Origin of the sequence: Paramagnetospirillum kuznetsovii (genome assembly GCF_003284725.1) — a bacterium.
In the GTDB taxonomy this organism is placed as follows: Bacteria; Pseudomonadota; Alphaproteobacteria; order Rhodospirillales; family Magnetospirillaceae; genus Phaeospirillum; species Phaeospirillum kuznetsovii.
Window position 1 is genome coordinate 414,571 of the sequence record NZ_PGTO01000002.1, and the last position, 24,216, is coordinate 438,786.

The following is a 24,216-nucleotide window of genomic DNA, read 5'->3' on the forward strand; positions in this document are numbered from 1 at the left end:
TGAAACCGTTCATTGACAATGCTGTCGAATGTCGCGTCATAGCTGACCCACCCAACCACAATAGTCGGCAATAGCAGGCAGCCGAATATGATGGCGGCAAGCCGCAGTTCCAATGACCGTGGAGCCCTATTTAGCCAGGGATAAGTCATATTTCCCGATTGCTTTGGTGGGATTATTTAGTTGGCCGAGTACGTCACTATAGTAAATCCATCATATTTTTACGAGTTTCTCTTGCGGTGGGGGTAATTCAATCTGTGGTTCATCATACTTGCATCCGCACGATGGGGTTGCCGTGACCATGGCGGGGCCGATGGGGAAGGGTTCTAACGGATTGATTTATAAAGGGTCATTTGGGGGCGGTGAAAAAACGCGCAATCGCCGGAAATTTTTACTTTTCATCCCTCGAAAACGGCGTATATAGCGCCGTCAGGACAGACGTACAGCGCACGTGCCTCTGACCAGGGTCTGGTCAGGCAACGACGTCAAAGGCGTCTTCCGGGTGCAAGCGGGGTGAAAGCCCCCGGTGCTTGGAGGAAATCTTATGAACTCGATTGCTCGGCACGCTTCGGCGTCGTCCGGATTCATTTCCCCGCACTTTTCGGAACCCGTATTCCAGCCGGGCTGGGCCCTGCTGTGGTCCGATGTTCGAAGTACGTCCAAACGGGCCTGACGGCATCCCTCCATTGCCGTCACTGACCGGTCTGGCGCCATCCGCGTGATGGAGCGCCGGTGCCGACGTCTCTTTTCCGCCTCATCGTAGACTTTACGGTTCGTTTGGAGCTCTCGCCATGACCGCCAAGATTGCCCGCTTCCTGGATGATGTTCAGCCCGCCACCCCCTGCCTGGTGGTGGATCTGGACGTGGTCCGACAGAACTATCTCGACATCCGCCACTGGCTGCCGGTGGCCGAGGTGTTCTACGCCGTCAAGGCCAATCCGGCCCCCGAGATCGTCGCGCTGTTGACCGGGCTGGGCTCCAATTTCGATGTCGCCAGCCCCGGCGAGATCGATCTCTGCCTCGCGGCGGGGGCCTCGGCGGATCGCATCTCGTTCGGCAACACCATCAAGAAGCAGCGCGACATCGCCTATGCCTATTCCAAGGGCGTCACCCTGTACGCCTTCGACTCCGAGGCGGAGTTGGAGAAGCTGGCCGAATCCGCCCCCGGCGCGCGGGTGTTCTGCCGCATCCTGATGACCTGCGACGGCGCCGAATGGCCGTTGTCGCGCAAGTTCGGCTGCGAGGTCGACATGGCCCGTGACCTGCTGGTGCGCGCCCGCGACCTCGGCCTCGACCCCTATGGCGTGTCCTTCCATGTGGGCAGCCAGCAGACCGACCTGTCGCAGTGGGATATCGCGGTGGGCAAGACCGCCATGCTGTTCACCGCCCTGGCCGAGGCGGGCATCGAGCTGCGCATGGTCAATCTGGGCGGCGGCCTGCCCACCAAGTATCGCACCGACATTCCGGCCATGGAGCGTTACGCCGACGCCATCATGACCGCCATGACCGATCACTTCGGCAACAACATCCCCACCATGATCATCGAGCCCGGTCGCGGCATGGTGGGCAATTCCGGCATCCTGGAAGCGGAAGTGGTGCTGATCAGCCGCAAGAGCTATGACGACGAGGTGCGCTGGGTCTATCTGGACGTGGGCAAGTTCGGCGGTCTGGCCGAGACCATGGACGAGGCCATCAAGTACCGCATCGAGACCCCTTACCAGAACGACGAGACCGGCCCGGTGGCCCTGGCCGGCCCCACCTGCGATTCCGCCGACATCATGTACGAGAAGTGCGGCTATCACATGCCGCTGTCCCTGAAGGTGGGCGACAAGGTGCGCATTCTGTCCACCGGCGCCTATACCAGCAGCTATTCGGCGGTCAACTTCAACGGCTTCGCCCCGCTCAAGACCTATTTCGTGTAGACGCCAGTTCGTCACCCCCGCGAAAGCGGGGGTCCATGGTGGCGGTGATAAATGTCCTTGATCGCACAGCGACGGGTGCCGAGGCGTGGATTCCCGCTTTCGCGGGAATGACGGAAGAGAAAAAGCGACGTCTTCACCCCCTCGGCAAACTCACCGTAACCCGCAAGCCGCCTTCCGGGCGGTTGGCCAGGGTGATGTCGCCGCCATGGGCGCGGATGGCGGCGCGGGCGACCGCGAGGCCGAGGCCGGAGCCGCCGGTATCGCGGGAGCGCGATGCTTCCAGGCGGACGAAGGGGGCGAAGACCCGCTCGAAATCCGCCTGGGGAATGCCGGGGCCGCTGTCGTCGATGGTCAGGGCGACGCCGTCCTCGGACGGGGCCAGGGTCACATGGGCGCAGCCGCCATATTTGACCGCGTTGTCGGCAAGGTTGGTGATGGCGCGTTTCAGCGCCGCCGGTCGTGCTTGGATGACAAGGTCTCGTGGCCCGCTATAGGAGCAGCGCGCTCCCAGGTCTTCCATATCCTCCACCAGACCCTGGACCATGGCGGCCAGATCCACCCGCAGGCGCGGCTCGCTGGCGGCGTCGTCGCGGGCGAAGGCCAGGGTGGAGGCGATCATGGCCTCCATCTCTTCCAGATCACTTAGCATCTTGGCGCGCAATTCCTCGTCCTCGACGAATTCGGCACGCAGCCGCAGCCGGGTGATGGGCGTCTTCAGGTCGTGGCTGATGGCCGCCAGCATCTGCGTCCTATCCTGCACGAAGCGGGCGATGCGGCCCTGCATGGTGTTGAAGGCCTGGACGGCCTGGCGGACCTCGCGCGGGCCGTCCTCGGCCATGGGCGGCGCCGCGACATCGACGCCCAGGCGTTCGGCGGCGGTGGCGAACAGGGCGAAGGGGCGGGTCGCCTTGCGCACCGCCAGCAGCGCCACCACCGTCACCAGCACCAGCGCCAGAAGCAGGGGCAGCACAAAGCGCGGACGCCAGATGGTGTCGCCGAAATCGAAGGGGGACAGCACATTCAGCCAGGAGCCGTCGTTCAGCTTGACGGAGATGCGAAGCGCCGGGGGAAAGATGCGGCCCGGTCCGCCCGGTCCGCCCAGTCCGCCCGGTCCGCCCGGTCCGCCCAGTCCGTCGCCCTCGCCCATATGCGGTCCCATGCCATGGCCGCGACCGCCGCCGCCCAGGCCGGTGGCGGGGCCGCCCAGGGGGCCGGGCCGGGTGGAGATCAGGATTTCACGGCCTTCCAGGCCTTTTTCCAGGACAGTGCGCACATAGCCAGCCAGGCCCAGGGTCTCGTCCTCGGTCACCACCGGCGCGGTCCCCCAGCCGACCCGGAACCGGGCCGTCTCCAGATTGCGCAAGGTCGCCTGGCGCCGCTCTGGCGCGGTTTGCTCGGCGATGGAAACAAGGCCTCCGACCCGTTCGGCGGCGTTGCGGCCGCCGATGGCCGTCAAGGCCTCCTGGCGCTGGATGGTGAACAAGGCGACCGCCGCCGCCGCCGACAGCAGCAGCGCCGCCACCAGCACCAGCGCGGTGCGACCCAAGACGCTGTCGGGGATCAGGCGCAGAGTCATGAGGTGGTCACCTCGGCGGTGAACAGATAGCCGCCGCCGCGCACCGTCTTGATCAATTGCGGATCCTTGGCGTCGTCGCCCAGGCGGCGGCGCAGGCGGCTGACCTGGATGTCGATGCTGCGGTCGAAGGGAATGGCCGATCGGCCACGGGCGAAGTCCAGCAATTGATCGCGCGACAGCACCCGCCGGGGATGTTCCACGAAGACCTGCAACAGGCTGAACTCTCCGGCCGACAGGGCCACCATGACCTGATCGGGCGAGGTCAGGTCGCGGGTGGCGAGATCGAGGGTCCATCCCTCGAAGCGCAATTTCGCACCATGCGGCGCCGCCGGGGCGCCGTCCGCCGAAGGCTGCGCCCGGCGCAGAACAGCCTTGATGCGGGCCAAAAGTTCACGCGGATTGAAGGGCTTGGGGACGTAGTCGTCGGCGCCCACTTCCAGGCCGACGATGCGGTCAGTGTCCTCGCCCATGGCGGTCAGCATGACGATGGGCATGTTGGAACGGGCCTCGCGCAGGCGCCGCGTCAGGCTCAACCCGTCCTCGCCCGGAAGCATGAGGTCAAGCACCACCAGATCGATGCGGCGTTCGGTCAAAAGCCGCATCATCTCGGCTCCGTCCTTGGCGGTGGTGACGCGCAGCCCATGGCGGGTCAGGAATCGCGCCAGCAGGTCGCGGATGTCGCGGTCGTCGTCCACCACCAGAATGTGAGCATTGGTTTCCATGACACCTTTATAACGCGGCGGCGTTCCGGCGTCGGTTTGATTTCGGTAACCGATGGTAACAGCGACTTAAAGTCTGGCCGATTTATGTCGAAGCGCCCTCTCTTCGGCATGGAACTCGAAAAGGAATCACCACCAAGGCACCAAGGACACCAAGAGAGCGGAGCAAACGGTCAGTCCTTCCTCTTTCGCCATGCCCAGTTGTCGGGGCAAGACGGAAGGCGAAGAACCGTGTCGGCTTCTTGGTATCCTTGGTGCCTTGGTGGTGAATCTGCGGCGGCGGCCATGGGGGCGGCGGCCGGGAATGAAACCGGATAGCCGTGGGACAGGCCCGGCCATCCATGGACCCTCGGGTCAAGCCCGAGGGTGACGAAAAGAAAAAACCGATTCCACCAAACTCTGGCGGACTCTAGGTTCTGGTGTGTTGGCGCGAAACCTTGTAGATATTTCAGCCCCCGAAGGAACGAGTTCTGGAATCGTGCCGTTGCAAGACAAATTGGTCATCGCCCTGCCCAAGGGCCGCATCCTCGACGAAGCGATGCCGCTGGTGCGTGCCGCCGGCATCGAGCCCGAACCGGCGTTCGACGATCCGAAAAGCCGCCTGTTGCGCTTTGCCACCAACCATCCCCATATCGATATCATCCGGGTGCGTTCGTTCGACGTGGCCACCTTCGTGGCCTTCGGCGCCGCCCATCTGGGAATCGCGGGAAACGACGTCTTGATGGAATTCGACTATCCCGAAATCTACGCGCCGCTGGATCTGGGCATCGGCAAGTGCCGCCTGTCGGTGGCCGAGCCGTCGGAAGACGCCGAGTCCGATGATCCGTCGCGCTGGAGTCATGTGCGCATCGCCACCAAATATCCGGAAGTGACCCGCCGCCACTTCGCCGCCCGTGGCGTGCAGGCGGAATGCGTCAAGCTCAACGGCGCCATGGAACTGGCCCCCAGCCTGGGTCTGTGCACCCGCATCGTCGATCTGGTGTCGTCGGGGGCGACGCTGCTGGCCAATGGATTGAAGGAAGTGGAGGTCATCGCCGAGGTGACCTCGCGCCTGATCGTCAACCGCGCCGCGCTGAAAACCCGCTCCGACGAGATGTCGGGCTGGATCGACGCCTTTCGCAAGGCGTGCCAGGCATGATCGAGCTGCTGTTTTCCGATCCGGGCTTCGAGACCGCCTTCGCCGCCCTGCTGGATATGAAGCGGGAAGCCGACGAGAACGTGGATACCCAGGTCGCCAAGATCCTGGCCGAGGTCAGGAAGCAGGGCGATGCCGCCCTGATCAGCTACACCGCCCGCTTCGACCGCATGGAGTTGAAGCCCGAGACCCTGCGCATCACCGAAGCCGAGGTGGATGAGGCGGTGGCCGCCTGCGATCCGGCGTTGATCAAGGCGCTCAACGCCGCCGCCAAGCGCATCCACGCCTTCCACGCGAAGCAATTGCCCAAGGACTACGCCTTCACCGACAAGGTCGGGGTGCGTCTCGGCCTGCGCTGGACGCCGGTGCAGGCGGCCGGTCTGTACGTGCCGGGCGGCACGGCGGCCTATCCGTCCTCGGTGCTGATGAACGCCATCCCGGCCAAGGCCGCAGGGGTCGAGCGTCTGGTCATGGTGGTGCCGACACCGGGTGGGCGGCTCAATCCGCTGGTGCTGGCGGCCGCCAAGGTGGTCGGCATCGAGGAAATCTACCGCATCGGCGGCGCCCAGGCGGTGGCCGCCCTGGCCTACGGCACCGAGACCATCCGTCAGGTGGACAAGATCGTCGGGCCCGGCAACGCCTATGTGGCCGCCGCCAAGCGCCGGGTGTTCGGCGCCGTCGGCATCGACATGATCGCGGGGCCCTCGGAAATCCTGGTGGTGGCCGACGGCACCAACGATCCCGCCTGGATCGCCGCGGATCTGCTGAGCCAGGCCGAGCACGACAGCGCCGCCCAGAGCATCCTGATCACCGATGACCGGGACTTCGGCCAAAGGGTGGTCCAGGCGGTGGAGTCTCATCTGAAGACCCTGTCGCGGGCCGCCATCGCCAAGGAAAGCTGGGACAAATACGGCGCCATCATCGTGGTGCCGACCATCGACGAAGCGGTGCCTCTGATCGACCGCATCGCGCCGGAGCATCTGGAACTGGCGGTGGACGATCCCGATGCCCTGGCGGACAAGGTGAGGAATGCGGGCGCCATCTTCCTGGGCCGCTATACCCCGGAAGCCGTCGGCGATTATGTGGGTGGCCCCAACCACGTGCTGCCCACGGCGCGCTCGGCCCGCTTCTCCTCGGGACTGGGCGTGCTGGACTTCATGAAGCGGACCACGCTGCTGGGGTGCGACGCCGACAGCTTGCGGGCCATCGGTCCGGTGGCGGTGACCCTGGCCGAGGCGGAGGGGTTGGGGGCGCATGGATTGTCGGTGTCCATCCGGCTCAATCCAGGGGAGCCCTGATGCCCCATCGGCAAAAGCTGATCCATGTGCAACTGGACGAAAAGACCATGGTTCGGCGCGCCGCCGAGGTGGAGCATGAGCGCGCCGTCGCCATCTACGACCTGCTGGAAGAGAACTACTTCGCGCTGCACGGGGACTTCGTCGGTCCCTATGCCCTGCATATCCGTCTGGAAGACAACCGGCTGATCTTCGACGTGCGCACCGAGGACGGCATGCCGCTGACCGAGGTTCCGCTGCCGCTCAAGACCTTTCAGTCGGTGGTGAAGGACTACTTCCTGATCTGCGAAAGCTATTACAGCGCCATCAAGAAATCGTCGCCCGCTCAGATCGAGGCCATCGACATGGGACGACGGGGCCTGCACAACGAAGGCTCGGAACTGCTGCGGGAACGCCTGGGGGGGAGAGTGGACGTGGATTTCGATACGGCTCGACGCCTGTTTACCCTTATCTGCGTCTTGCACATTAGGGGGTAGGGGGTGGGCGATCTGCCGTCCGCCGTCCTGTTCTGCTGCACCATGAACGCGGTGCGTTCCCCCATGGCGGAAGGCATCATGAAGCGCATCCACGGCAAGCGTGTCTATGTCTATTCCGTCGGCGTGCGGCGCGGCGAGTTGGACCCCTTCGTGGTCCAGGTGATGGACGAGATCGGCGTCGATCTGTCCAAGCACCGGCCCCGCCTGTTCGACGAGTTGGAGGACGACAGCTTCGACGTGGTGGTCTCGCTGTCGCCGGAAGCCCAGCACAAGGCGGTGGATCTGACCCGGCACAACGCCTGCGAGGTGGAGTATTGGCCCACCTTCGACCCGTCCATGGTGGAGGGAAACCGCGAGGTGATGTTGGACGCCTACCGCAAGGTGCGCGACGAGTTGGAGGCCCATATCCGCAGGCGCTTCCCCATCGGCGGCATGGCCCGCGAGTAAATCGTCGCTTGTGAGAAAGTCCCTCGCTGCGCTCGGTGTACTTTCTCACAGTGGATGATGGTGAAGGAAATGATCTCGGGGCGGCCCTGCGCTCATTTCCTCACCTTTTTCCTTTTGCAAGATTGCAGGCCCATCGGGCCTGGAATCTTGCAAAAGCGGCCTTCGGACCGGCGGACTTTGTCCGCCGGTCCGAAGGGAAAACAACATCAATCCCGCGCGGAAAGCCGCCTTGAGCACGGGATTGGCCTTAGAGAACGGGGAAAAGTACACTGAGGCCAAAGGCCGAAGGACTTTTTCCCGAATGGCCAAACCTTTTCCGCTCTTGCGAAAAGGCTTGACCAAACCCCTGCCAGCGCTCAACTTTCGACGCTTCGCAAGAACCCGGTTCGGAGGACCAATGGCGAAAGAGGATGTGATCGAGTTTTCGGGAACAGTGACGGAACTGCTGCCCAATGCCATGTTCAGGGTTAAGCTCGACAATGAACACGAAATCCTTGCCCATACCTCGGGCAAGATGCGCAAGAATCGCATTCGCGTGCTGGCCGGTGATCGGGTCAACGTGGAAATGACGCCCTACGACCTGACCAAGGGCCGCATCACCTTCCGCTACAAGTAAATGGCGGACGCGGTCGAGAACCCGGCGCTGGTTCTGGCGTCGGCGTCGCCTCGACGCCTTGATCTGCTTCGCCAGATCGGCATTGCGCCCAAGATCGTCGATCCCGCCCATCTGGACGAGTCGCCGCGCGCAGCCGAATTGCCCGCTCCCCATGCCCGCCGTCTCGCCGAGGAAAAGGCCCGCGCCGTCGCCGCCCGCCATCCCGGCTGCTACATCCTTGCCGCCGACACGGTGGTCGCCTGCGGTCGCCGCATCCTGCCCAAGGCGGAAGACGCCGCCACCGCCCGCAAATGCCTGGCGCTGCTGTCCGGCCGCCGTCATCGGGTCCATGGCGGGGTCTGCCTGATCGGTCCCGACGGACGGGCAAGGCTGCGCGTCGTCTCCACCATCGTATCCTTCAAGCGCCTGACCCCCGGCGAGATCGATTCCTATGTCGCGTCCGGCGAATGGGACGGCAAGGCGGGCGGCTATGCCATCCAGGGCCTGGCGGCGCGCTTCGTGACCGCCGTGTCGGGCTCGTACTCCAATATCGTCGGCCTGCCGCTGTTCGAGACCGCCGCCATGCTGGACGGTCTGGGGTTCAAGAGTGCCGAGCCTTTGAAATGATGGGGATCGACCGGATCGTCTGGTCGTGGGGGCCGGGGGACTCCCGTTTCGCCCTTCTGGCCGGCGACCGGTTGCTGGAACTGCGGGTTCATCGCCCCTCCATGCTGCTGGGTTGCGCCTTTCGCGCAAGGGTGGCGCGGGTGGAAGCGTCCCTGGATGCCGCCTTCGTCGATCTGGGGGAGGGGGATCGCCCCGGTTTCCTGAACGGCGCCAAGGCGCTGGGCCTGTCCGAGGGCATGAGCGTCCCCGTCCGGGTCAAGGCCGAGGCGGTCGGCGCCAAGGGACCGAAGCTGGTCCACGCCCCCGAGCTGGTGGGCGATGCCCGCCGTCCCCATCCGCTGGAAATGCTACTGGCCGCCCATCCCGGCGTTTCCGACGTGGCGGTCAGCGATGCCGCCGCCCTGGCCGAGGCGCGCCGCCTGTTTCCCGCCGCCCGGCTGGATCGCGGCATCAGCCTGGACGACGAGATGGAAGCGGCGCTGTCGCCGGTGGTCGGTCTGCCGTGCGGCGGGCGTATTATTCTTGAGCAGACGGCGGCGCTGACCGCCGTGGATGTGGATTCCGGCGCGGCGCGCCCCAATGACGCCAATCGTCAGGCGGTGGCCGAGATCGCCCGCCAATTGCGCCTGCGCGGCATCGGCGGCCAGATCGCGGTGGATTTCGTCTCCGGTCCCAAGGGCACCGCCTACAAGCTGGCGGCGGCCCTGAAGAAGGCGGTGGTGGATGACCCCGTCCCCACCCATGTGTTCGGGGTTTCGCCCCTGGGTCTGGTGGAACTGACGCGGGAGAGGTCGGGGGCTTCGCTGACGGAACTGCTGTGCCGTCGGGTGAACGAGCCGTCCGCCGAATCGGTCGCCCTGGCCGGTCTGCGCCGCCTGTTGGTGGAAGCCGAAGCCCGCCCAGGCGCTCGTCTGGCCCTGGTCATGGCGCCCGAGGCCCTGGCCTGCCTTGCCCGATTGGGCGAAGCGGTGGCGGAGACCGAACGGCGCTTGGGCCGCAAGCTGGTCCTGCGGCCGCAGGTCGGTCTCGACCAGGCGATGATCGAGGAGATCCGTGCATGACCGATCAGCCAGCAGCCTGCCCTATCTGCGGCAATCCCGCGCTGGAGCCCAAATACAAGCCGTTCTGCTGTGGCCGTTGCGCCGACGTGGATCTGCACCGCTGGCTGAGCGGCGTCTACAAGGTGGAAACCGACGAGGTTCCCGACGGCGAGGACGATGGGAATCCATAGGGGCGCCGGAATCGGTCCCGGGCTTTGACCCGATCAGCGGAAATCACGCGACGGGTATTTGCCGCCCTCGGCCAGTCGGCCAAGATGGGCGGTCAGATCCTCCACCCGTTCCGCCACCACATGGATGACGCCATCTTGGGCCTGGACGCGGCCGTCCACCCGCAGCAGGCGCCCCCCCAGGATCGGGCGGCGGAATTTTTCGAACTGGTCGGGCCAGACCACGATATTGGCGATGGCGGTCTCGTCTTCCAGGGTGATGAACAGCACTCCATTGGCGCTGCCCGGCCGCTGGCGGACCAGCACCAGCCCGGAGACCACGGCCTTGCCGCCCTTGCGGCTTTGTAGCGAGACGTTGGGCGCGATGCCCTGGCGGCTGAAATCGTCGCGCAGCAGCGCCAGGGGATGGCATTTCAGCGACAGCTTAAGGGCGGCGTAATCGCCGATCACCTCTTCCCCGGCACTGGCCTTGGGCAGGGTGACCTTGGGTTCGGGCGGCGGTGGAGCATCGTCGAACAGGGGCAATGGGGGCGCGTCCAGCGCCTTGACAGCCCATGCCGCGTCGCGCCGCGTCAATCCCATGGAGCCGAAGGAATCGGCGGCGGCCAGTCGCTCCAGGGTGGCCCGGGCGAGCCCGGAACGCCGCCACAGGTCGTAAGGGCTGGCATAGCCGGCGGCACGGGCCGCCAGCAGGCGGGCCACATCGCGTTCCGCCAATCCGTCCACCAGACGCAAGCCAAGGCGCAAGCGGCCGTCTTCCAAGGCGCAGTCCCATCGGCTGTGGTTCACATCCACCGGCAGCACGGTCACCCCATGGTCGCGGGCGTCGCGCACGATCTGGGCGGGGGCATAAAAGCCCATGGGCTGGCTGTTGATCAGGGCGCAGGCGAAGGCGGCGGGGTAATGGCATTTCAGCCAGGCCGAGACATAGACCAGATGGGCGAAGGCGCAAGCGTGGCTTTCGGGAAAGCCGTATTCGCCGAAGCCCTCGATCTGCTTGAAGACCCGCTCGGCGAAGTCGCGTTGGTAGCCCCGCGCCAGCATGCCCGAGATCAGCTTGTCGCCATAGGCGCCGACCGTTCCGGCGTGGCGGAAGGTGGCCATGGCACGGCGCAGGCCGTCGGCCTCGCTGGGGGTAAAGCCTCCGGCCACCATGGCGATTCTCATGGCCTGTTCCTGGAACAGCGGTACACCCAGGGTCTTTTCCAATACGCGGCGCAGCGCGTCGGACGGATATTCCACCGCTTCCTTGCCCTGGCGGCGACGCAGATAGGGGTGAACCATGTCGCCCTGGATGGGGCCGGGCCGCACGATGGCGACCTGGATGACCAGATCGTAGAACCGGCGCGGCCTCAGGCGCGGCAGCATGCTCATCTGGGCGCGGCTTTCCACTTGGAAGACCCCCACCGAATCGGCCTTGCACAACATGTCGTAGGTGGCGCCATCCTCGCGCGGCAGGGTCGCGAGGCTGAGGTCTCGGCCATGATGGGCGCGCAGCAAGTCGAAGCTCTTGCGGATGCAAGACAGCATGCCGAGCGCCAGCACATCCACCTTCATCAGGCCGAGGGCGTCGAGATCGTTCTTGTCCCACTGGATGACGGTACGGTTGTCCATACCGGCATTCTCGATGGGAACCAGTTCGTCCAGGCGGAACTTGGAGATGACGAAGCCGCCCACATGCTGGGACAGATGACGGGGAAAGCCGGTCAGCTCCTCGGCCAGGGCCAGGGTACGGGCCAGATCGGGCTGGTCGGGATCAAGCCCCAGCTCTCGCACATGCTCGTCCTTGATGCCGCGCCGCCCCCAGCCGGAATTGGATTTGGCCAGGGCGGCGATGCAATCCTCGCTCAGTCCCATGACCTTGCCAACGTCGCGGATGGCCGAGCGGGTGCGGTAGTGGATCACCGTGGCGGTCAGCCCGGCGCGGTGGCGGCCATAGGTGTCGTAGATGTGCTGGATGACCTCCTCGCGGCGCTCGTGCTCGAAATCCACGTCGATATCGGGTGGTTCGCCCCGTTCGGCGCTCATGAACCGCTCGAACAGCAGATCCATATGGGCGGGATCGACCGGGGTGATGCGCAGGCAGTAGCACACCGCCGAGTTGGCGGCCGAGCCGCGTCCCTGGCACAGGATGCCGCGACTTTCGGCGAAGGCGACGATGGCGTGGACCGTCAGGAAATAGGGTGCGAAGCCCAACTGGCGGATCAGTGCCAGTTCATGGCGGAGGGTGGCGGCGACCTTGTCGGGCACGCCCTCGGGATAGCGCTGGGCCGCCCCCTCCCAGGTCAGATGGTCCAGCCGCTCCTGCGGATCCTGGCCGGCGGCGACCTCGTCGGGATATTCATAGCGCAGCTCGTCGAGGGAAAAGCGGCAGCGTTCGACGATACGCGACGCATTGGCCAAGGCCTCGGGATGATCGGCGAACAGGCGCTCCATCTCGGCCGGTGGCTTCAGGTGGCGCTCGGCATTGGCGGCCAGCGCCCAGCCCGCCTCGGTGATGGCGCAGCCCCGCCGGATGCAGCTCAGCACATCGGCCAGGGGGCGGCGCGACGGCGCGTGATACAGCACGTCGTTGACCGCCGCCAGGGGAATGCCGAGCCCGGCCAATAACCTCAACCGCTGGCGGTCATCGGATCTGAAGCGGCGGGCGGCGGCAAGATACAGCCGATCGCCAAGCAAGGCGCGCCACGCGGCCGCCTGGGCGGCAAAGCCGTCGTCCAGCGGATCGGGCGGGATCAGCATCAAGATCTGGCCCTCGGCATGCTCGGCCAGATCGGCGCGGCTCAGATGGCATGCCCCCTTGGCGGCGCGTCGACGCCCCAGGGTCAGCAGGCGACACAGACGGCCATAGGCGGCGCGATCGGTGGGATAGCACAATAGCGAGGCGCCGTCGGTCAGATCCAGCCGCGCTCCCACCACCAGGCGGATCCCCGCCGTCTTGGCCGCTACATGGGCGCGCACGATTCCCGCCAAGGTGTTGCGGTCGGTGATGGCGATGGCGGACAGGCCCAGGGCGGCGGCGGTGACGGCCAATTCATCGGGATGGGAGGCGCCTTCCAGAAAGCTGTAGTTGGAGAGGCCTTGAAGCTCGGGATATGGAGTCATGGGAAGACCCCGTGCAGATACCAGCGCGGCGGCTCCGGCTGCCCGTAATGGCCCTGGCGGTACAGCCAGAAGCGCAGGCCTTGGGTATCTTCCACCCGATAGTAATCCCGCTCCTCGGCATCCTCGTGCCACCATTCGGGGGCGATGCGCTCGGGGCCATCGGCCCGCACCACCTGATGCAGGCGGCCCTGCCAGCGAAAGCGCAAGGGCGGCGCGTCGGGGATGGGGGCCATGGCGTCGATGGGATCGGGATGGGCCAGCAGGCGGATCGGATAGCGCCCGGCCGGCCATTCCCCCACGGTGGTCGGGGCGCCGGGCGGCCGACGTCGGACACAGCGTTCCGGGATATGGCTGGGGTGGGGCAGAAGGCGCATCAGACGGCGCGGCCCCAGCCGATTGCTCAGGCTGTCCAGCAGATGGGGCAGATCGCCGCCACCCGCCGGGCCGTCCAGATCGCTCTGCTCGGCGGTCTGGGCCTGGGTGGCGACGGCGTCCAGGCGAACGGCCTCGATGCCGAAGCCGGGGCGGATATCGGCCAGCCTGTCGCGGAACAGGCGGAACAGATGGCCGGGGTCGTGGGACGGCGCCCCGGTGCCGATCTCGACCCGACACAGGGTTCCATCCACCCGGAACAAGGTGAAGTCCAGCCGTCGTGCCCCCAAGCCGTCTTGGATCAGGCGATTGCACAACTCGGCCAGCAGGCGCCTCAGGGCTTCGGCGATGTCTTCAACCCGTGACATGGGCTCGACGAAGGCCATATGGACCCGGTGGGGCGCCACCGGCCGGATGGAGGAGATGGGCTCGGGCTCGACGCCCAGGGCTTGGTCCAGCCGCCACAGGACGTCACGGCCAAAGCGCAACGACACCTGTGGGCGTGGCAGATCCAACAGCTCGCCGATGCGGCGCAGGCCCAGGGCGGCCAGATCTCCGACCATGCGGGGCGACAGTCGCAGCGCCGCCAGGGGCAGCGGGGCCAGTTGATCCATCTCCTCCAAGATGGGGGCGGCGGGATCGCCGAACCGGGCCCAGGCCCAGGCAGCTCCGGGGGTCGGAGCCAGGGCGGCGCGGTTGGTCAAGCCCAGGCTTTTCAGCTTGCCGCTCAATTGATCCAGCAAGTCGGTTTCGCCACCGAACAGATGGCCGCAGCCAGCCACGTCCAGCCAGAGACCGCAGGCGCCTTCCGTCGCCGTCCAGGGGGAATACAGACCGCAGCGTTCCGCCAGCACGTCCAGCAGGCGGCGGTCGGTATCGGGGTCATGGGGCGCGACGACGGCGTCGGGGGCCAAGGCCATGGCCTGGGCCAGGGGCATGCCGGGCCGCAAGCCGTGGGTCTGGGCCGGGCCATTGGCCGCCATCACCTGCCGGGTGGTTCCCGAATTGGCGGTGATCAGCTTGGCGCTACGCCACGCGGGCCGCGTCCGGCACAGCCGGTCGGTGGCCAGTCGAGGCAACCAGACCGAGACGACGCGCCGTTCCATCCCATTCCACCTCCCATTCCCCCACCACCCCCCGTTCGTCCGGCGATCGCCCCCGGCAGCGGAGCAAACCCAGTCGCCAGCGGTCGTCGGCTCCGGCCAGCCCATTCACCCGCCAGCGGGTTTGGGCGGGCGCGATGGCGGCGGCGGCGCGGTTGAGCAGCAGAACCGTCACGCCGCTGCCCCTGGCGGCCAAATGCAGGCGGCGGGCGGCGGTGAAATCCATGCCGCGCACCTCGCCCAGTACGGCGGCCAGGGCGGGGGAGCGGGCCGCTTCCTCCAACGCCCACAAATTGGCCTTGGGCTGACCGGCGATTCCCACCACCAGCCGTTCGGGACCGAGTCCGAACCCGGCCAGGGCGGGGGCATGGGGAAGCCCTCCCTCGGCCAGCCACAGGGCGGGCTTGCCCATGAGGCGAACCAGACCGCCCAGCAGAGCGGCGGAAAATCCCAAGGCGGCGCCATCGTGATCGCAAGCCAGGGCGGCGGGCGAAATTTCGTGCAGCGCGCCGGTTCCAATCCCCTCGAACCCCGGCAGGCCCAGCGGCATGACCGGCCCGTGCCCGTCTCCGCCGACTCCTTCCAGGGCGGCGATGCGTCGGCGCAGGCGGGCAAGGGCGGGGGAGGGCATGGCATCTCCAAATGTTCGATAAATGTTCACATTTTGATCTGGAAGAGTCAAGCCCGCCCTTTGAACTGTTTTCATTCACCCGTCCGGGGGTTTGCGCTACCATGCCCTTGGTGCCGGGCGAAGAGTCGGCCCGTCCACGACACCGAATCCAGCCAATCGAGGGGGAGTGTTTCATGAGGGTTTTCGTCGCTGCCGCGCTTATCGCCGCTTTCGCCGGTGTCACTCCCGTTTGGGCCGCCGATCCGCCTGCCGCCTTCACGGTCTGCAAGTCCTGCCACAAGGTGGATGCGGGCGCCAACGGCGTCGGCCCCAGCCTGTTCGGCGTGGCGGGCGCCAAGGCCGGGACCGCGTCGGCGGGCTTCAAGTATTCTCCCGCCATGACCGGCTGGGGCAAGGTTTGGGACGATGCCGCTCTCACCGCCTATCTGGCCGACCCCAAGGGATCGATCCCGGGCAATAAGATGGTCTTCGCCGGAATGAAGAATCCCGACGAGATCGCCGCCGTGATCGCCTATCTCAAGACGCTGAAATAGCCGCCTTCCTCCCTCCCCCTTGATTCGGCGGCTTCGGCCGCCAATCTCTGGGCGGAAGGAGACAGACATGCACCGATTGTTGCCGCGTAATCCGCTGGGAGCCCTGGTCGCCTCGGCGCTTGCCGTCATGGGGGTGGGAGGCAGCGCCGCCGCCGCCGACGCCGGTCGTCTCGACTGGGCGGCGCTGCCGCTGCCCGCATTGAACGGCGGCGTCCTGAAACCCGACAGTTTCCGCGACCGGGTGGTGCTGGTGGTCAATACCGCGTCCAAATGCGGCTTCACCCCGCAATACGAGGGGTTGGAGGCCCTGTGGAAGGAATATCGCGGCCGTGGTCTGGTGGTGCTGGGGGTGCCGTCCAACGATTTCGGCTCTCAGGAGCCGGGCAGCAACGCCGAGGTCGCCACCTTCTGCGAGATCAATTACGGCGTCGATTTCCCGCTCATGGAAAAGCAGGTGGTGGTGGGCGAGGCCGCCCATCCGCTCTATCGCTGGGCGGCCGAGCGTACCGGCCCGCTGGGCGTGCCGCGCTGGAACTTCCACAAGTTGCTGATCGGCAAGGACGGGCGGCTGCTGGACTGGTTCTCCAGCATGACCGCCCCCGACGCCACCCGTCTGCGCGCCGCCATCGACAAGGCGCTGGCGGCGCCGTCGGGCGGTTAACAAGCCGCGCAAAAATGCCTTTGTCCCATTCGTCATTCCCGCGAAAGCGGGAATCCATGCGTCAACGCCCGATATTTTATGGGTATGGCGCAGATTCGCCGCACCATGGACCCCCGCTTTCGCGGGGGTGACGAGGAATAAGACCCGTCAGGAATTTTTCCGCAGTCTGCTATAGCAGCGCCTCGTCCATCCCCATGACCACGGCGGCGCCGCTGGTGACGGCAAGCTCCAACGCTTCCGCATGGGGCAGGATGTGCTCGGCGTAGAAGCGGGCGGTAGCCAGTTTGGCGCCGTAGAAGCCGTCGTGGTCCTTGCCCGTCTCCATGGCCGCCTTGGCCACCCTGGCGGCCAGGGCCACCTGTTGGCCGCCCACCACCACCCCCATCAGTTCCAGCATGGGAACCGCCGAAGCCGCCACCAGGGCGGGATGTTCCGCGCCGTCCTTGACCAGCCAGGATACCGCGCGGGCGGCGGCGGCGGCGGCGGCGGCGAGGCGCCCGCCCATCGCCCGCAGCGCGGGATCCGCGCTTGCCGACAGGTCGCCCGCCAGATCGGCGATTTCGGTCAGCAGTTGCCCGGCGAAAGCGCCCTTGTCGCGCAGGATCTTGCGATTGACCAGATCGTTGCCCTGGATGGCGGTGGTGCCTTCGTAGATGGTGGTGATGCGGGCGTCGCGCAGATGCTGGGCGGCGCCGGTCTCCTCGATATAGCCCATGCCGCCGTGGACCTGGACGCCCATGGAGGCGATGGCCTGTCCCACCTCGGTGCACCAGCCCTTGGCGATGGGGGTCAGGAATTCCACCCGCAGTCCGGCCTGGCGGCGGCGCTCGGGATCGGAATCGTGGTGGACGATGTCCGAGGCGGCGGCGGCGGTGTAGTGAATGCCGCGCATGGCCTCGATCTGGCATTTCATGGTCATCAGCAGGCGCCGCACATCGGGATGATGGACGATTCCGGCCGATCCGCTTGCGGTCCAGCCCGCCGGTTTGCCCTGCACCCGGTCGCGGGCATAGGAGACCGCCTGCTGATAGGCGCGCTCGGCGATGGCGAGGCCCTGCAGGCCGACGGCGAGGCGGGCGTGGTTCATCATGGCGAACATGTATTCCAGCCCGCGATGGGGCTGGCCGATCAACTCGCCCCAGGCGCCCTCGTGGTCGCCGAAGGACATGACGGCGGTGGGGCTGCCGTGGATGCCCAGCTTATGCTCCAGCGAGACGCATTTGACGTCGTTGGCGATGCCGCCGGGCAGGATCTTGGGCACCACGAACAAAGAGATGCCCTTGACGCCGGGGGGCGCGTCGGGAAGGCGGGCCAGCACCAGATGGACGATGTTCTCGGCCATGTCGTGATCGCCATAGGTGATGAAGATCTTCTGGCCGGACAGGCGGAACTTGTCGCCGTCGGGCACGGCCTTGGAACGCACCGCCGACAGATCCGACCCGGCCTGGGGCTCGGTCAGGTTCATGGTGCCGGTCCACTGGCCCGAGACCATGCGCGGCAGATAGAATTCCTTCTGGGCGTCGGAACCGTAAAGGCTGATGGCGTTGACGGCGCCCTGGGTCAGCATGGGGCAGAGCGTGAAGGCCATGTTGGCCGCCTGCCACATTTCGTGCACGGCTGTGTTGAACAGATTGGGCAGACCCATGCCGCCGTATTCGGCCGGGAAGGGCAAGCCGTTCCAGCCACCATCCACCAAGGTGTTCCAGGCGTCCTTCCAGCCGGGAACGGTGCGGACCACGCCGTTTTCCTGGACGGCGCCCACTTCGTCGCCGGCCCGGTTGAGCGGCGACAGCACGCCCTCGGCGATATGGCCCGCCTCGGTCAGGATGGAATCGGCCATCTCGCTGGTGGCTTCCTCGAAGCCGGGCAGGGCGGAAATCGCCTCAAGCCCCACGACCTCTTCCATGGTGAAGCGGATGTCGCGCAGCGGCGGAATATAGGTGGACATGCGGGCGGGCTCCCAGCGCGGTGACGGTATGGAAGATTGTGCCACAGATGGAAGAGGCGTGGCGATGGCATGATGGGGATTGCCGCGCCCTATATGGGGATATTGTTCTTCACCATGTGATCGACCAATTTGCCTTGCAGCAGGTCGATGCCCACCGAGCGCGCCACCCGGATGGCATTGGCATTGTCGCAGCGCGCCAGGATATAGCTGACGCCCTCGCCGTCCTCGGTGCGGCTTGTCAATTCCGTCTTCAGTTTTTCGGATTCTGTCAGGGCGTCCTCGTGCCAGAACATCTTGGCGAAGCGGAAATTCAGGCCCTTGAGGTCGAGATGGGGCAGGAAGGACGCATCGAGCGCGTCGATGCACAGGGAATAGCCCTTTTCCACCAGTCCCGGCGCCAGTTTGCGGAACAGCGAGAAATTGGCGACCAGATCGTTGCGGTGGATCTCGATGACCACGTTGGCGCGCTGTTCGGGGCGAAGCGCCGCGTCGAAGGCGGCGAAGGTCTTGGACGAAATGGCCGACAGATTGAGGTTCAGGCTGAAGCGGCGATTGGACAGATCGGGCGTGCGGGCCAGCATGCCGAGCACGGCGGCGTCCAGATCCTCGGTCAATTCGTTGAACAGGCCGGAACGTCCCATCAGGCTGACCCCGGGGCAGAACGCGTCCTCCAGGGCCTTGATGGAGACATAGATCTCGCGGAACACCGGGATGACTTTGCGATCCTTGTCCACCGCGTAGATTTGCTGACTAAGGATCATGGGGCTAATATTGGTGGTCTGCAGCTGGGCCTTGATGCGCGACAACATGGAGCCGTCGATGGTCTTTCCGTCCGAGGCGGCGTCCGTGAGCTCGCCCTTGGGACCGGCGGCGGCCTCGGCGTATTGGCGAAGTCGGGCATCGTTCTCGCCAAGTTCGAACAGATGGTAGAATTCCTGGTCCCCGTAGACGTTGGAGCGCTGCAGGCCCGCATGTCCAAAAGCCTTATGGGCCTTGGACGCCGTCGAGCGCAAGGCGCCCATGTCAATATCGCGGCAGACGCAGATCAATTCCATGTTCTTCATCAGGAAGATGCTGGACGTCAAATTATTGCGGGTGGCGTCGCGCAATGCCGCCAAGGCCTGGGTCATATTATCCCGGGTTCGCAGATGGCCCGGCAGGGCGGAAATATGGCAATGAAGCACCCGATAGCCGATGGGGGTGCGTTCCAACTGCTTCAAGTGAATAAGGAGCTTGGCGTCCTGGGCCGACACTGTGGCGTTCCTTCCCCGGTAGCGTTACCGGGGCGCTCCTTGCCCCGACCGATCGAAATGGGCCCATGATGTTGAAAACACGGGCGACCGATCGATCAATCTAGGCCATGCCTAAGGCCTGACAAAGAAACAGTGGATGATGTTTTTCAACGAAAGCTGATAGGCGCACTGTATTAATAATACTTATTATTTAGAGCGTAAGGCATCGGTGCGGCGCTTTCTATTGCACCCATGGCCGGTTGGCCTTGTACGGAGTGGTCGCCTTCGGCTTGCGGGCAGTGTTCGAGGCCGTCTGGGTGGCGGCTTGGATGGCTTGGACCTCGCGCTGCATTTCGTCCAGGCCCACCAGCCCGGCAGTGGCCAGCATCACCACCCTGTCCTTGGCCCGGTCCAGGGGCGGGCGGCTGGCGGCGAGGCGCGGCGGATTGGCGGCCAGGATGGCGTCAAGCACCTGGGCCCTTTGGCCGTCGCCCGCCTGCAAGGCCTGCCGCGCTTGGCTGAAGTCGAAGCGTCCCGCACCGGCGAACGGAGTTGGCGCGGTGGTGGAATAGGGGAGCAAGCCGCCCAGATTGGCCGAGCGGCGGCTGGCGAATTCGTCCGGGGTGATCAGGCCCGCCTCGGCCAATTGCTGCAAGACCACGAAGCGGCTCACCACCGGGTCGTTGGCGAAGACGCCGACCGCCGCCGAGAGCTTGGAGGGCAGGCCGCCTTCCACGGGTGGGGGCGGCGCGACCTCGGTGATCGGGGCGGGCGACATCGCGGCAGGGGGGGGCGGCGCGATCTCGGGGATCGGTTGCACCGTGGCCTGGGCGGCCGGTTGGCTGGCGGATGACGGCGGCGCAGCGGGAATCATGGCGGCGGCGAAGACCGGTGGTTTGACCAGGGCATCCTCGGCGGCCGCCCGTTCCAGCAGGCGGGCGGTCCCCTCCAGGTCATCGAACTTGGCGTCTTCCGGGATGGGATCCTTGCCCAGCGTGATCGCCAGGGCACCGGCCGAGCTTTCCAGCTCGATATAGGAGAGGTTGCGGCGGTAGAGCGAATCGATCCGAACGGCGGCGCGCCGCAGGAATTCCGCCTCGTTGACGGCGACGCCCAGATTGGCGTCGTAAAGACGCCCCTCCACATCGGCCATGCGCGACATGATGTCGTGATCGCCCGCCGCCAATTGGAACCGTCGCAGCGCCACATTGACCTGGGCGATGATGACCATGCTGGTGGACAATCGGCGCATCTCGCCGACCTGTTCCTGGGTGCCGTAGGCGGAAACGGTGCTGGGTCCGGCGATCAGGTTCATCAGGTTCCAGGTCAGCCGCAATCCGGCCTCGGCCCAGTTGTGATTGACCAGATAGGAATTGCTGTCACGGTTGAGCGAGGTGCTCAATTCCAATCCCGGCAGCATGCGCAGGATCGCCTTGCGGGTTTCGTCGGTATCGACGCGAGCCTGATAATCGGCCTCGCGCAGTTCCGGGCGGTTGGTCAGGGCGGTGCGTTCCATGGTGGGCATGTCCATGGACAGGAACGAGGCCTTGTCATTGAAACCGGCCGGCTCCGCCAGGGTGATCGGGCGCTGGAAATCCAGATTCATCAGCGACATCAACTCGAGGCGGCCGGTCGCCAGATCACGCCGCAGCGCCTGGAGGTGTTGCACCACGCCAAGCAGGGTCTTCTGGTATTCCAAGGCCTGGGCGGGGCTGGCCCATTTGTAGGTCCGGTCGTTCTGGACGCGGTCCCAGGCGCCTTGAACCCTGCCGATCAGGCTGTCGACCTCATAGCCCAGCTTCTGTTCGCCCAACGCCTTCCAATAGGCGGTGCGCACGTCGTTCATGATGGTCTGGGCGGCCTTGCGGCGTCGCTCCTTGGCCACCAAGGCAAGGTCGGCCGCCTGACGGGCGCGCAGATAGCTGACGCCGAAATCCAGGACATTCCAGGCCACCGCGAAGGTTCCGGTGGCCCGCGCCCGGTCGGTGGAAATGGAGGAATCCGACTTGGTTCCGGTGGAGGGAGTAAGGCTGGTGCTGAGATAGTTGTTGTCGCGCTGGGTATAGCCCGCACCCACCACCATCTGCGGCAGCAAGGTATAGCCCATGGCCTCGTTCAACTTCACCGCCTGGGCTTCCTCCAGCATCTTCTGGCGGCGATCAACGTTGTATTTCAAGGCATAGGCCTGGGCCTGATACAGGGTGATCGGGCCTTGCAGGGACTGCATGCCGCCGAACAGGGCGCGGATGTCGCGTTCGGCCCGGGCACTGCGCTCCTCGGGCGTGGTCGGCGTCATGGCCACGGCGCAGCCCGTCAACAGCAGGGCGACGGCCACCGTCGGAACAGACCTCAGCCGTTCGGACCGCAAAGTCCGTCCGAACGGCCGCGCCACATTTCGCCAGTTCATCAAAGAAACACCCTATCCCAGCGGATCACGGTCAGAACCTCTGCTACCGCGAGGCCGGAGCCGGGCCCGCGGTGCCCAATGCCGGGCCTCCGCCTGGGCCAGGACCGCCGGGACCGCCGGGACCGCCGGGACCGCCAGGACCACCGGGCCCGCCAACCGCGCCGGGTCCACCGACCGCGCCGGGTCCGCCGACCGCACCGGGGCCACCGACAGCGCCGGGTCCGCCAACCGCGCCGGGTCCGCCAACCGCGCCAGGTCCGCCAACCGCGCCGGGGCCGCCAACCGCGCCGGGGCCGCCAACCGCGCCGGGTCCACCGACCGCGCCGGGGCCGCCAACCGCGCCGGGTCCACCGACCGCGCCGGGTCCGCCAACCGCACCGGGTCCGCCAACCGCGCCGGGTCCACCGACCGCACCGGGTCCGCCAACCGCACCGGGTCCGCCAACCGCACCGGGTCCGCCAACCGCGCCGGGTCCACCAACCGCGCCGGGTCCGCCAACCGCACCGGGTCCACCAACCGCGCCGGGTCCGCCAACCGCACCGGGTCCGCCGACCGCGCCGGGTCCACCGACCGCACCGGGTCCGCCAACCGCGCCGGGTCCGCCAACCGCGCCGGGCCCACCGACCGCACCGGGTCCGCCAACCGCACCGGGCCCACCGACCGCGCCGGGCCCACCGACCGCGCCGGGTCCGCCAACCGCGCCGGGTCCGCCAACCGCGCCGGGTCCGCCAACCGCGCCGGGTCCACCAACCGCGCCGGGTCCGCCAACCGCACCGGGTCCACTGACCGCACCGGGTCCACCGACTCCACCGGGTCCGCCAAGAGAGCCTGGGCCGCCCAGGGCGCCTTGCGCGCCACCGCCGGGACCGCCAATTCCACCGCCGCCGCCAGGAGCGGCGGTTGTTCCCGCGACGGTGCCGCCAACTTGTCCGACTCCGCCCAATGTGCCTCCGGCACCGCCCGGTCCGCCGAGAGCTCCGGCGCCGCCCAGGGCGCCAGGGGCGCTTCCACCCTGTCCTCCACCGACACCGCCCGCCGCGCCGACACCACCTTGCGCCGCCGTTCCGGGCGTGACGAAGGTATTCGCCGCAGGGGCAGGGCCACCGAGACCTTGTCCACCCTGTCCACCTTGCTGGGCGCCGCCACCTGGACCGCCCGGACCGCCCGGACCACCGGCACCACCGGCACCACCGGGACCACCGGTCTGAGCATTGGCAGCGGGCTGAGCCCCGGTAGCCGTTGCGCCTGTCCCCGTCCCCGTCCCCGTCCCGCCCGCAGGCGCGCCGGTACCGGTTCCAACACCTTGGGCCTGAGCGCCGACCCCTTGACCGCCCGCACCGGGGCCGCCGATACCGCCGGGCCCGCCCGGACCACCGATGCCCGGACCACCGATGCCCGGACCACCGATGCCCGGACCACCGATGCCCGGACCACCGATGCCCGGACCACCGATGCCCTGACCACCGAGTCCGGGACCACCGAGTCCGGGACCACCGAGTCCGGGACCACCGGTTCCTTGTCCGCCAAGTCCGGTTCCAGTCGTTCCGATAGCGCCACCGCCGACGTTGGGACCACCGGGGCTTCCGCCGACACTGGGGCCTCCAATGGTGCCGCCGAGGCTGGGCGAGCCTGGGCCGCCGATGGCGGGGGCACCGGGCCCTCCGATGGAGGGCGTTCCGGGAACGCCGGGAGCAGGAGCACCGGCGCCACCGGTTCCGCTGAGGCTGGGACCGCCGCTTCCGCTTCCGCTGGCCCCGCCGAGGCTCGGGCCTCCGACGCCACCGGTGGAGCCGCCGGGGCCTTGACCGCCGATGCTAGGTCCGCCCATGCCTGGGCCGCCGAATCCTGGCCCACCCATTCCGGGGCCGCCGGGCGGCGGGGGCGGGGGACGGCCACCGGGTGGCGGGGCACCGCCGCCGGGCGGCGGGGGACCACCGCCACCACCGGGGGCTTGGGCTTGGGCGGTCATGCTGCCCAGCAAAATGGCGGATCCCGCCACGAAGCACAGAGCTTTCTTTCTCATGTGGACGTCCCTTTCCCGCTCTTTGCCCGACGGCATTCCCATAGGACAAAATCCCACCGATGCTATCTGAAATAGAGACCTGAGAAAATACGGTACGAGCCCGATTATTGGACTTGGGTGGATAAAATATAAGCAAGTCGTGAAGTAGTTTATTAACCTTTTCCCGCTCTGTGCGGCGGGCGCG

The 24,216-nt window shown here is 66.6% G+C and carries 20 protein-coding genes; 12 read left to right on the top strand and 8 right to left on the bottom strand.

Translation table 11 applies throughout. The features are described 5' to 3' along the window. Positions 1–788: 788 nt before the first annotated feature. Complete coding sequence (locus tag CU669_RS04635; protein WP_112142615.1) at positions 789–1,919, top strand: type III PLP-dependent enzyme; 1,131 nt, start codon at positions 789–791, stop codon at positions 1,917–1,919. 133 nt (positions 1,920–2,052) lie between these two features. Here the strand turns inward: CU669_RS04635 and CU669_RS04640 are convergent, their stop codons facing one another. Both CU669_RS04640 and CU669_RS04645 read right to left on the bottom strand, forming a co-directional pair. Beyond that, positions 2,053–3,495 carry an ATP-binding protein gene (locus CU669_RS04640; protein WP_112142616.1) on the bottom strand — a complete coding sequence of 481 codons (1,443 nt, stop codon included), beginning with the start codon at positions 3,493–3,495 and terminating at the stop codon, positions 2,053–2,055. Next, on the bottom strand, positions 3,492–4,217 hold the full coding sequence (locus CU669_RS04645; protein WP_112142617.1) for a response regulator: 726 nt from the start codon (positions 4,215–4,217) through the stop codon (positions 3,492–3,494). The genes CU669_RS04640 and CU669_RS04645 overlap by 4 nt, the downstream gene beginning before the upstream one ends. A 475-nt stretch (positions 4,218–4,692) precedes the next feature. On the opposite strand from CU669_RS04645, the gene hisG reads away from it, so the two are divergent. The 8 genes from hisG (at position 4,693) to CU669_RS04685 (ending at position 10,020) form a co-directional block, all read left to right on the top strand. Beyond that, positions 4,693–5,352 (top strand): ATP phosphoribosyltransferase, encoded by a 660-nt coding sequence (hisG, locus tag CU669_RS04650; RefSeq protein ID WP_112142618.1) that lies wholly within the window; start codon positions 4,693–4,695, stop codon positions 5,350–5,352. Further along, positions 5,349–6,647 carry a histidinol dehydrogenase gene (hisD, locus tag CU669_RS04655; RefSeq protein WP_112142619.1) on the top strand — a complete coding sequence of 433 codons (1,299 nt, stop codon included), beginning with the start codon at positions 5,349–5,351 and terminating at the stop codon, positions 6,645–6,647. Before hisG ends, hisD begins: the two co-directional genes overlap by 4 nt. Next, complete coding sequence (locus CU669_RS04660; RefSeq protein WP_112142620.1) at positions 6,647–7,120, top strand: UPF0262 family protein; 474 nt, start codon at positions 6,647–6,649, stop codon at positions 7,118–7,120. The genes hisD and CU669_RS04660 overlap by 1 nt, the downstream gene beginning before the upstream one ends. A 3-nt stretch (positions 7,121–7,123) precedes the next feature. Continuing rightward, the gene (locus CU669_RS04665) at positions 7,124–7,567 is read left to right on the top strand and encodes an arsenate reductase ArsC (protein ID WP_112142621.1); all 444 of its coding nucleotides are present in this window, start codon (positions 7,124–7,126) and stop codon (positions 7,565–7,567) included. 397 nt (positions 7,568–7,964) lie between these two features. Then, positions 7,965–8,183, top strand: coding sequence for a translation initiation factor IF-1 (infA, locus tag CU669_RS04670; protein WP_068495116.1), 219 nt, complete (start codon positions 7,965–7,967; stop codon positions 8,181–8,183). Then, the gene (locus tag CU669_RS04675; RefSeq protein WP_112142622.1) at positions 8,184–8,789 is read left to right on the top strand and encodes a Maf family protein; all 606 of its coding nucleotides are present in this window, start codon (positions 8,184–8,186) and stop codon (positions 8,787–8,789) included. Then, entirely contained in the window at positions 8,786–9,850 is a 1,065-nt protein-coding gene (locus CU669_RS04680) for a ribonuclease E/G (protein ID WP_112142623.1), read from the top strand. The genes CU669_RS04675 and CU669_RS04680 overlap by 4 nt, the downstream gene beginning before the upstream one ends. Beyond that, the gene (locus tag CU669_RS04685; protein WP_112142624.1) at positions 9,847–10,020 is read left to right on the top strand and encodes a DNA gyrase inhibitor YacG; all 174 of its coding nucleotides are present in this window, start codon (positions 9,847–9,849) and stop codon (positions 10,018–10,020) included. Before CU669_RS04680 ends, CU669_RS04685 begins: the two co-directional genes overlap by 4 nt. 33 nt (positions 10,021–10,053) lie before the next feature. On the opposite strand, the gene CU669_RS04690 is transcribed toward CU669_RS04685, so the two are convergent. From CU669_RS04690 to CU669_RS21300, 3 genes are read right to left on the bottom strand one after another with little or no spacing between them, the layout of a single operon-like run. After that, positions 10,054–13,122, bottom strand: a complete 3,069-nt coding sequence (locus tag CU669_RS04690; protein ID WP_112142625.1) for an error-prone DNA polymerase — start codon at positions 13,120–13,122, stop codon at positions 10,054–10,056. Further along, the gene (locus CU669_RS04695) at positions 13,119–14,600 is read right to left on the bottom strand and encodes a Y-family DNA polymerase (protein WP_161539579.1); all 1,482 of its coding nucleotides are present in this window, start codon (positions 14,598–14,600) and stop codon (positions 13,119–13,121) included. Before CU669_RS04695 ends, CU669_RS04690 begins: the two co-directional genes overlap by 4 nt. Beyond that, positions 14,521–15,228 (bottom strand): ImuA family protein, encoded by a 708-nt coding sequence (locus CU669_RS21300; RefSeq protein WP_161539580.1) that lies wholly within the window; start codon positions 15,226–15,228, stop codon positions 14,521–14,523. The genes CU669_RS04695 and CU669_RS21300 overlap by 80 nt, the downstream gene beginning before the upstream one ends. 173 nt (positions 15,229–15,401) lie before the next feature. Between CU669_RS21300 and CU669_RS04700 the strand changes: the two genes are divergently transcribed. Together CU669_RS04700 and CU669_RS04705 are read left to right on the top strand one after the other, a co-directional pair. Continuing rightward, positions 15,402–15,761 (top strand): c-type cytochrome, encoded by a 360-nt coding sequence (locus CU669_RS04700; protein WP_112142627.1) that lies wholly within the window; start codon positions 15,402–15,404, stop codon positions 15,759–15,761. A 67-nt stretch (positions 15,762–15,828) separates the two neighbouring features. Beyond that, positions 15,829–16,422 carry a glutathione peroxidase gene (locus CU669_RS04705; protein WP_112142628.1) on the top strand — a complete coding sequence of 198 codons (594 nt, stop codon included), beginning with the start codon at positions 15,829–15,831 and terminating at the stop codon, positions 16,420–16,422. A gap of 169 nt (positions 16,423–16,591) precedes the next feature. Here CU669_RS04705 and CU669_RS04710 read toward each other — a convergent pair whose 3' ends face one another. The 3 genes from CU669_RS04710 to CU669_RS04720 all read right to left on the bottom strand — a co-directional run bounded on the left by CU669_RS04710 (position 16,592) and on the right by CU669_RS04720 (position 21,898). Next, positions 16,592–18,370 (bottom strand): acyl-CoA dehydrogenase, encoded by a 1,779-nt coding sequence (locus tag CU669_RS04710; RefSeq protein ID WP_112142629.1) that lies wholly within the window; start codon positions 18,368–18,370, stop codon positions 16,592–16,594. An 89-nt stretch (positions 18,371–18,459) separates the two neighbouring features. Further along, a complete protein-coding gene (locus tag CU669_RS04715) occupies positions 18,460–19,623 on the bottom strand; it encodes an EAL domain-containing protein (RefSeq protein WP_146747670.1) in 1,164 nt (387 codons plus the stop codon). A gap of 220 nt (positions 19,624–19,843) precedes the next feature. Further along, on the bottom strand, positions 19,844–21,898 hold the full coding sequence (locus CU669_RS04720) for a TolC family protein (RefSeq protein WP_161539581.1): 2,055 nt from the start codon (positions 21,896–21,898) through the stop codon (positions 19,844–19,846). Here CU669_RS04720 and CU669_RS21305 point away from each other — a divergent pair. Then, the gene (locus tag CU669_RS21305; protein WP_161539582.1) at positions 21,849–24,107 is read left to right on the top strand and encodes a hypothetical protein; all 2,259 of its coding nucleotides are present in this window, start codon (positions 21,849–21,851) and stop codon (positions 24,105–24,107) included. The two genes, CU669_RS04720 and CU669_RS21305, sit on opposite strands and share 50 nt — an antisense overlap. Positions 24,108–24,216 lie beyond the last annotated feature (109 nt).

Coding starts and splice junctions, on each gene's coding strand:
- CU669_RS04695 (WP_161539579.1), bottom strand. CDS start 14,600: ATGGAACGGCGCGTCGTCTCGGTCTGGTTGCCTCGACTGGCCACCGAC.
- CU669_RS04705 (WP_112142628.1), top strand. CDS start 15,829: ATGCACCGATTGTTGCCGCGTAATCCGCTGGGAGCCCTGGTCGCCTCG.
- CU669_RS04690 (WP_112142625.1), bottom strand. CDS start 13,122: ATGACTCCATATCCCGAGCTTCAAGGCCTCTCCAACTACAGCTTTCTG.
- CU669_RS04710 (WP_112142629.1), bottom strand. CDS start 18,370: ATGTCCACCTATATTCCGCCGCTGCGCGACATCCGCTTCACCATGGAA.
- CU669_RS04685 (WP_112142624.1), top strand. CDS start 9,847: ATGACCGATCAGCCAGCAGCCTGCCCTATCTGCGGCAATCCCGCGCTG.
- CU669_RS04680 (WP_112142623.1), top strand. CDS start 8,786: ATGATGGGGATCGACCGGATCGTCTGGTCGTGGGGGCCGGGGGACTCC.
- CU669_RS04640 (WP_112142616.1), bottom strand. CDS start 3,495: ATGACTCTGCGCCTGATCCCCGACAGCGTCTTGGGTCGCACCGCGCTG.
- CU669_RS04675 (WP_112142622.1), top strand. CDS start 8,184: ATGGCGGACGCGGTCGAGAACCCGGCGCTGGTTCTGGCGTCGGCGTCG.
- CU669_RS04645 (WP_112142617.1), bottom strand. CDS start 4,217: ATGGAAACCAATGCTCACATTCTGGTGGTGGACGACGACCGCGACATC.
- CU669_RS21305 (WP_161539582.1), top strand. CDS start 21,849: ATGTCGCGTTCGGCCCGGGCACTGCGCTCCTCGGGCGTGGTCGGCGTC.
- hisD (WP_112142619.1), top strand. CDS start 5,349: ATGATCGAGCTGCTGTTTTCCGATCCGGGCTTCGAGACCGCCTTCGCC.
- CU669_RS21300 (WP_161539580.1), bottom strand. CDS start 15,228: ATGCCCTCCCCCGCCCTTGCCCGCCTGCGCCGACGCATCGCCGCCCTG.
- infA (WP_068495116.1), top strand. CDS start 7,965: ATGGCGAAAGAGGATGTGATCGAGTTTTCGGGAACAGTGACGGAACTG.
- CU669_RS04635 (WP_112142615.1), top strand. CDS start 789: ATGACCGCCAAGATTGCCCGCTTCCTGGATGATGTTCAGCCCGCCACC.
- CU669_RS04660 (WP_112142620.1), top strand. CDS start 6,647: ATGCCCCATCGGCAAAAGCTGATCCATGTGCAACTGGACGAAAAGACC.
- CU669_RS04700 (WP_112142627.1), top strand. CDS start 15,402: ATGAGGGTTTTCGTCGCTGCCGCGCTTATCGCCGCTTTCGCCGGTGTC.
- CU669_RS04720 (WP_161539581.1), bottom strand. CDS start 21,898: ATGACGCCGACCACGCCCGAGGAGCGCAGTGCCCGGGCCGAACGCGAC.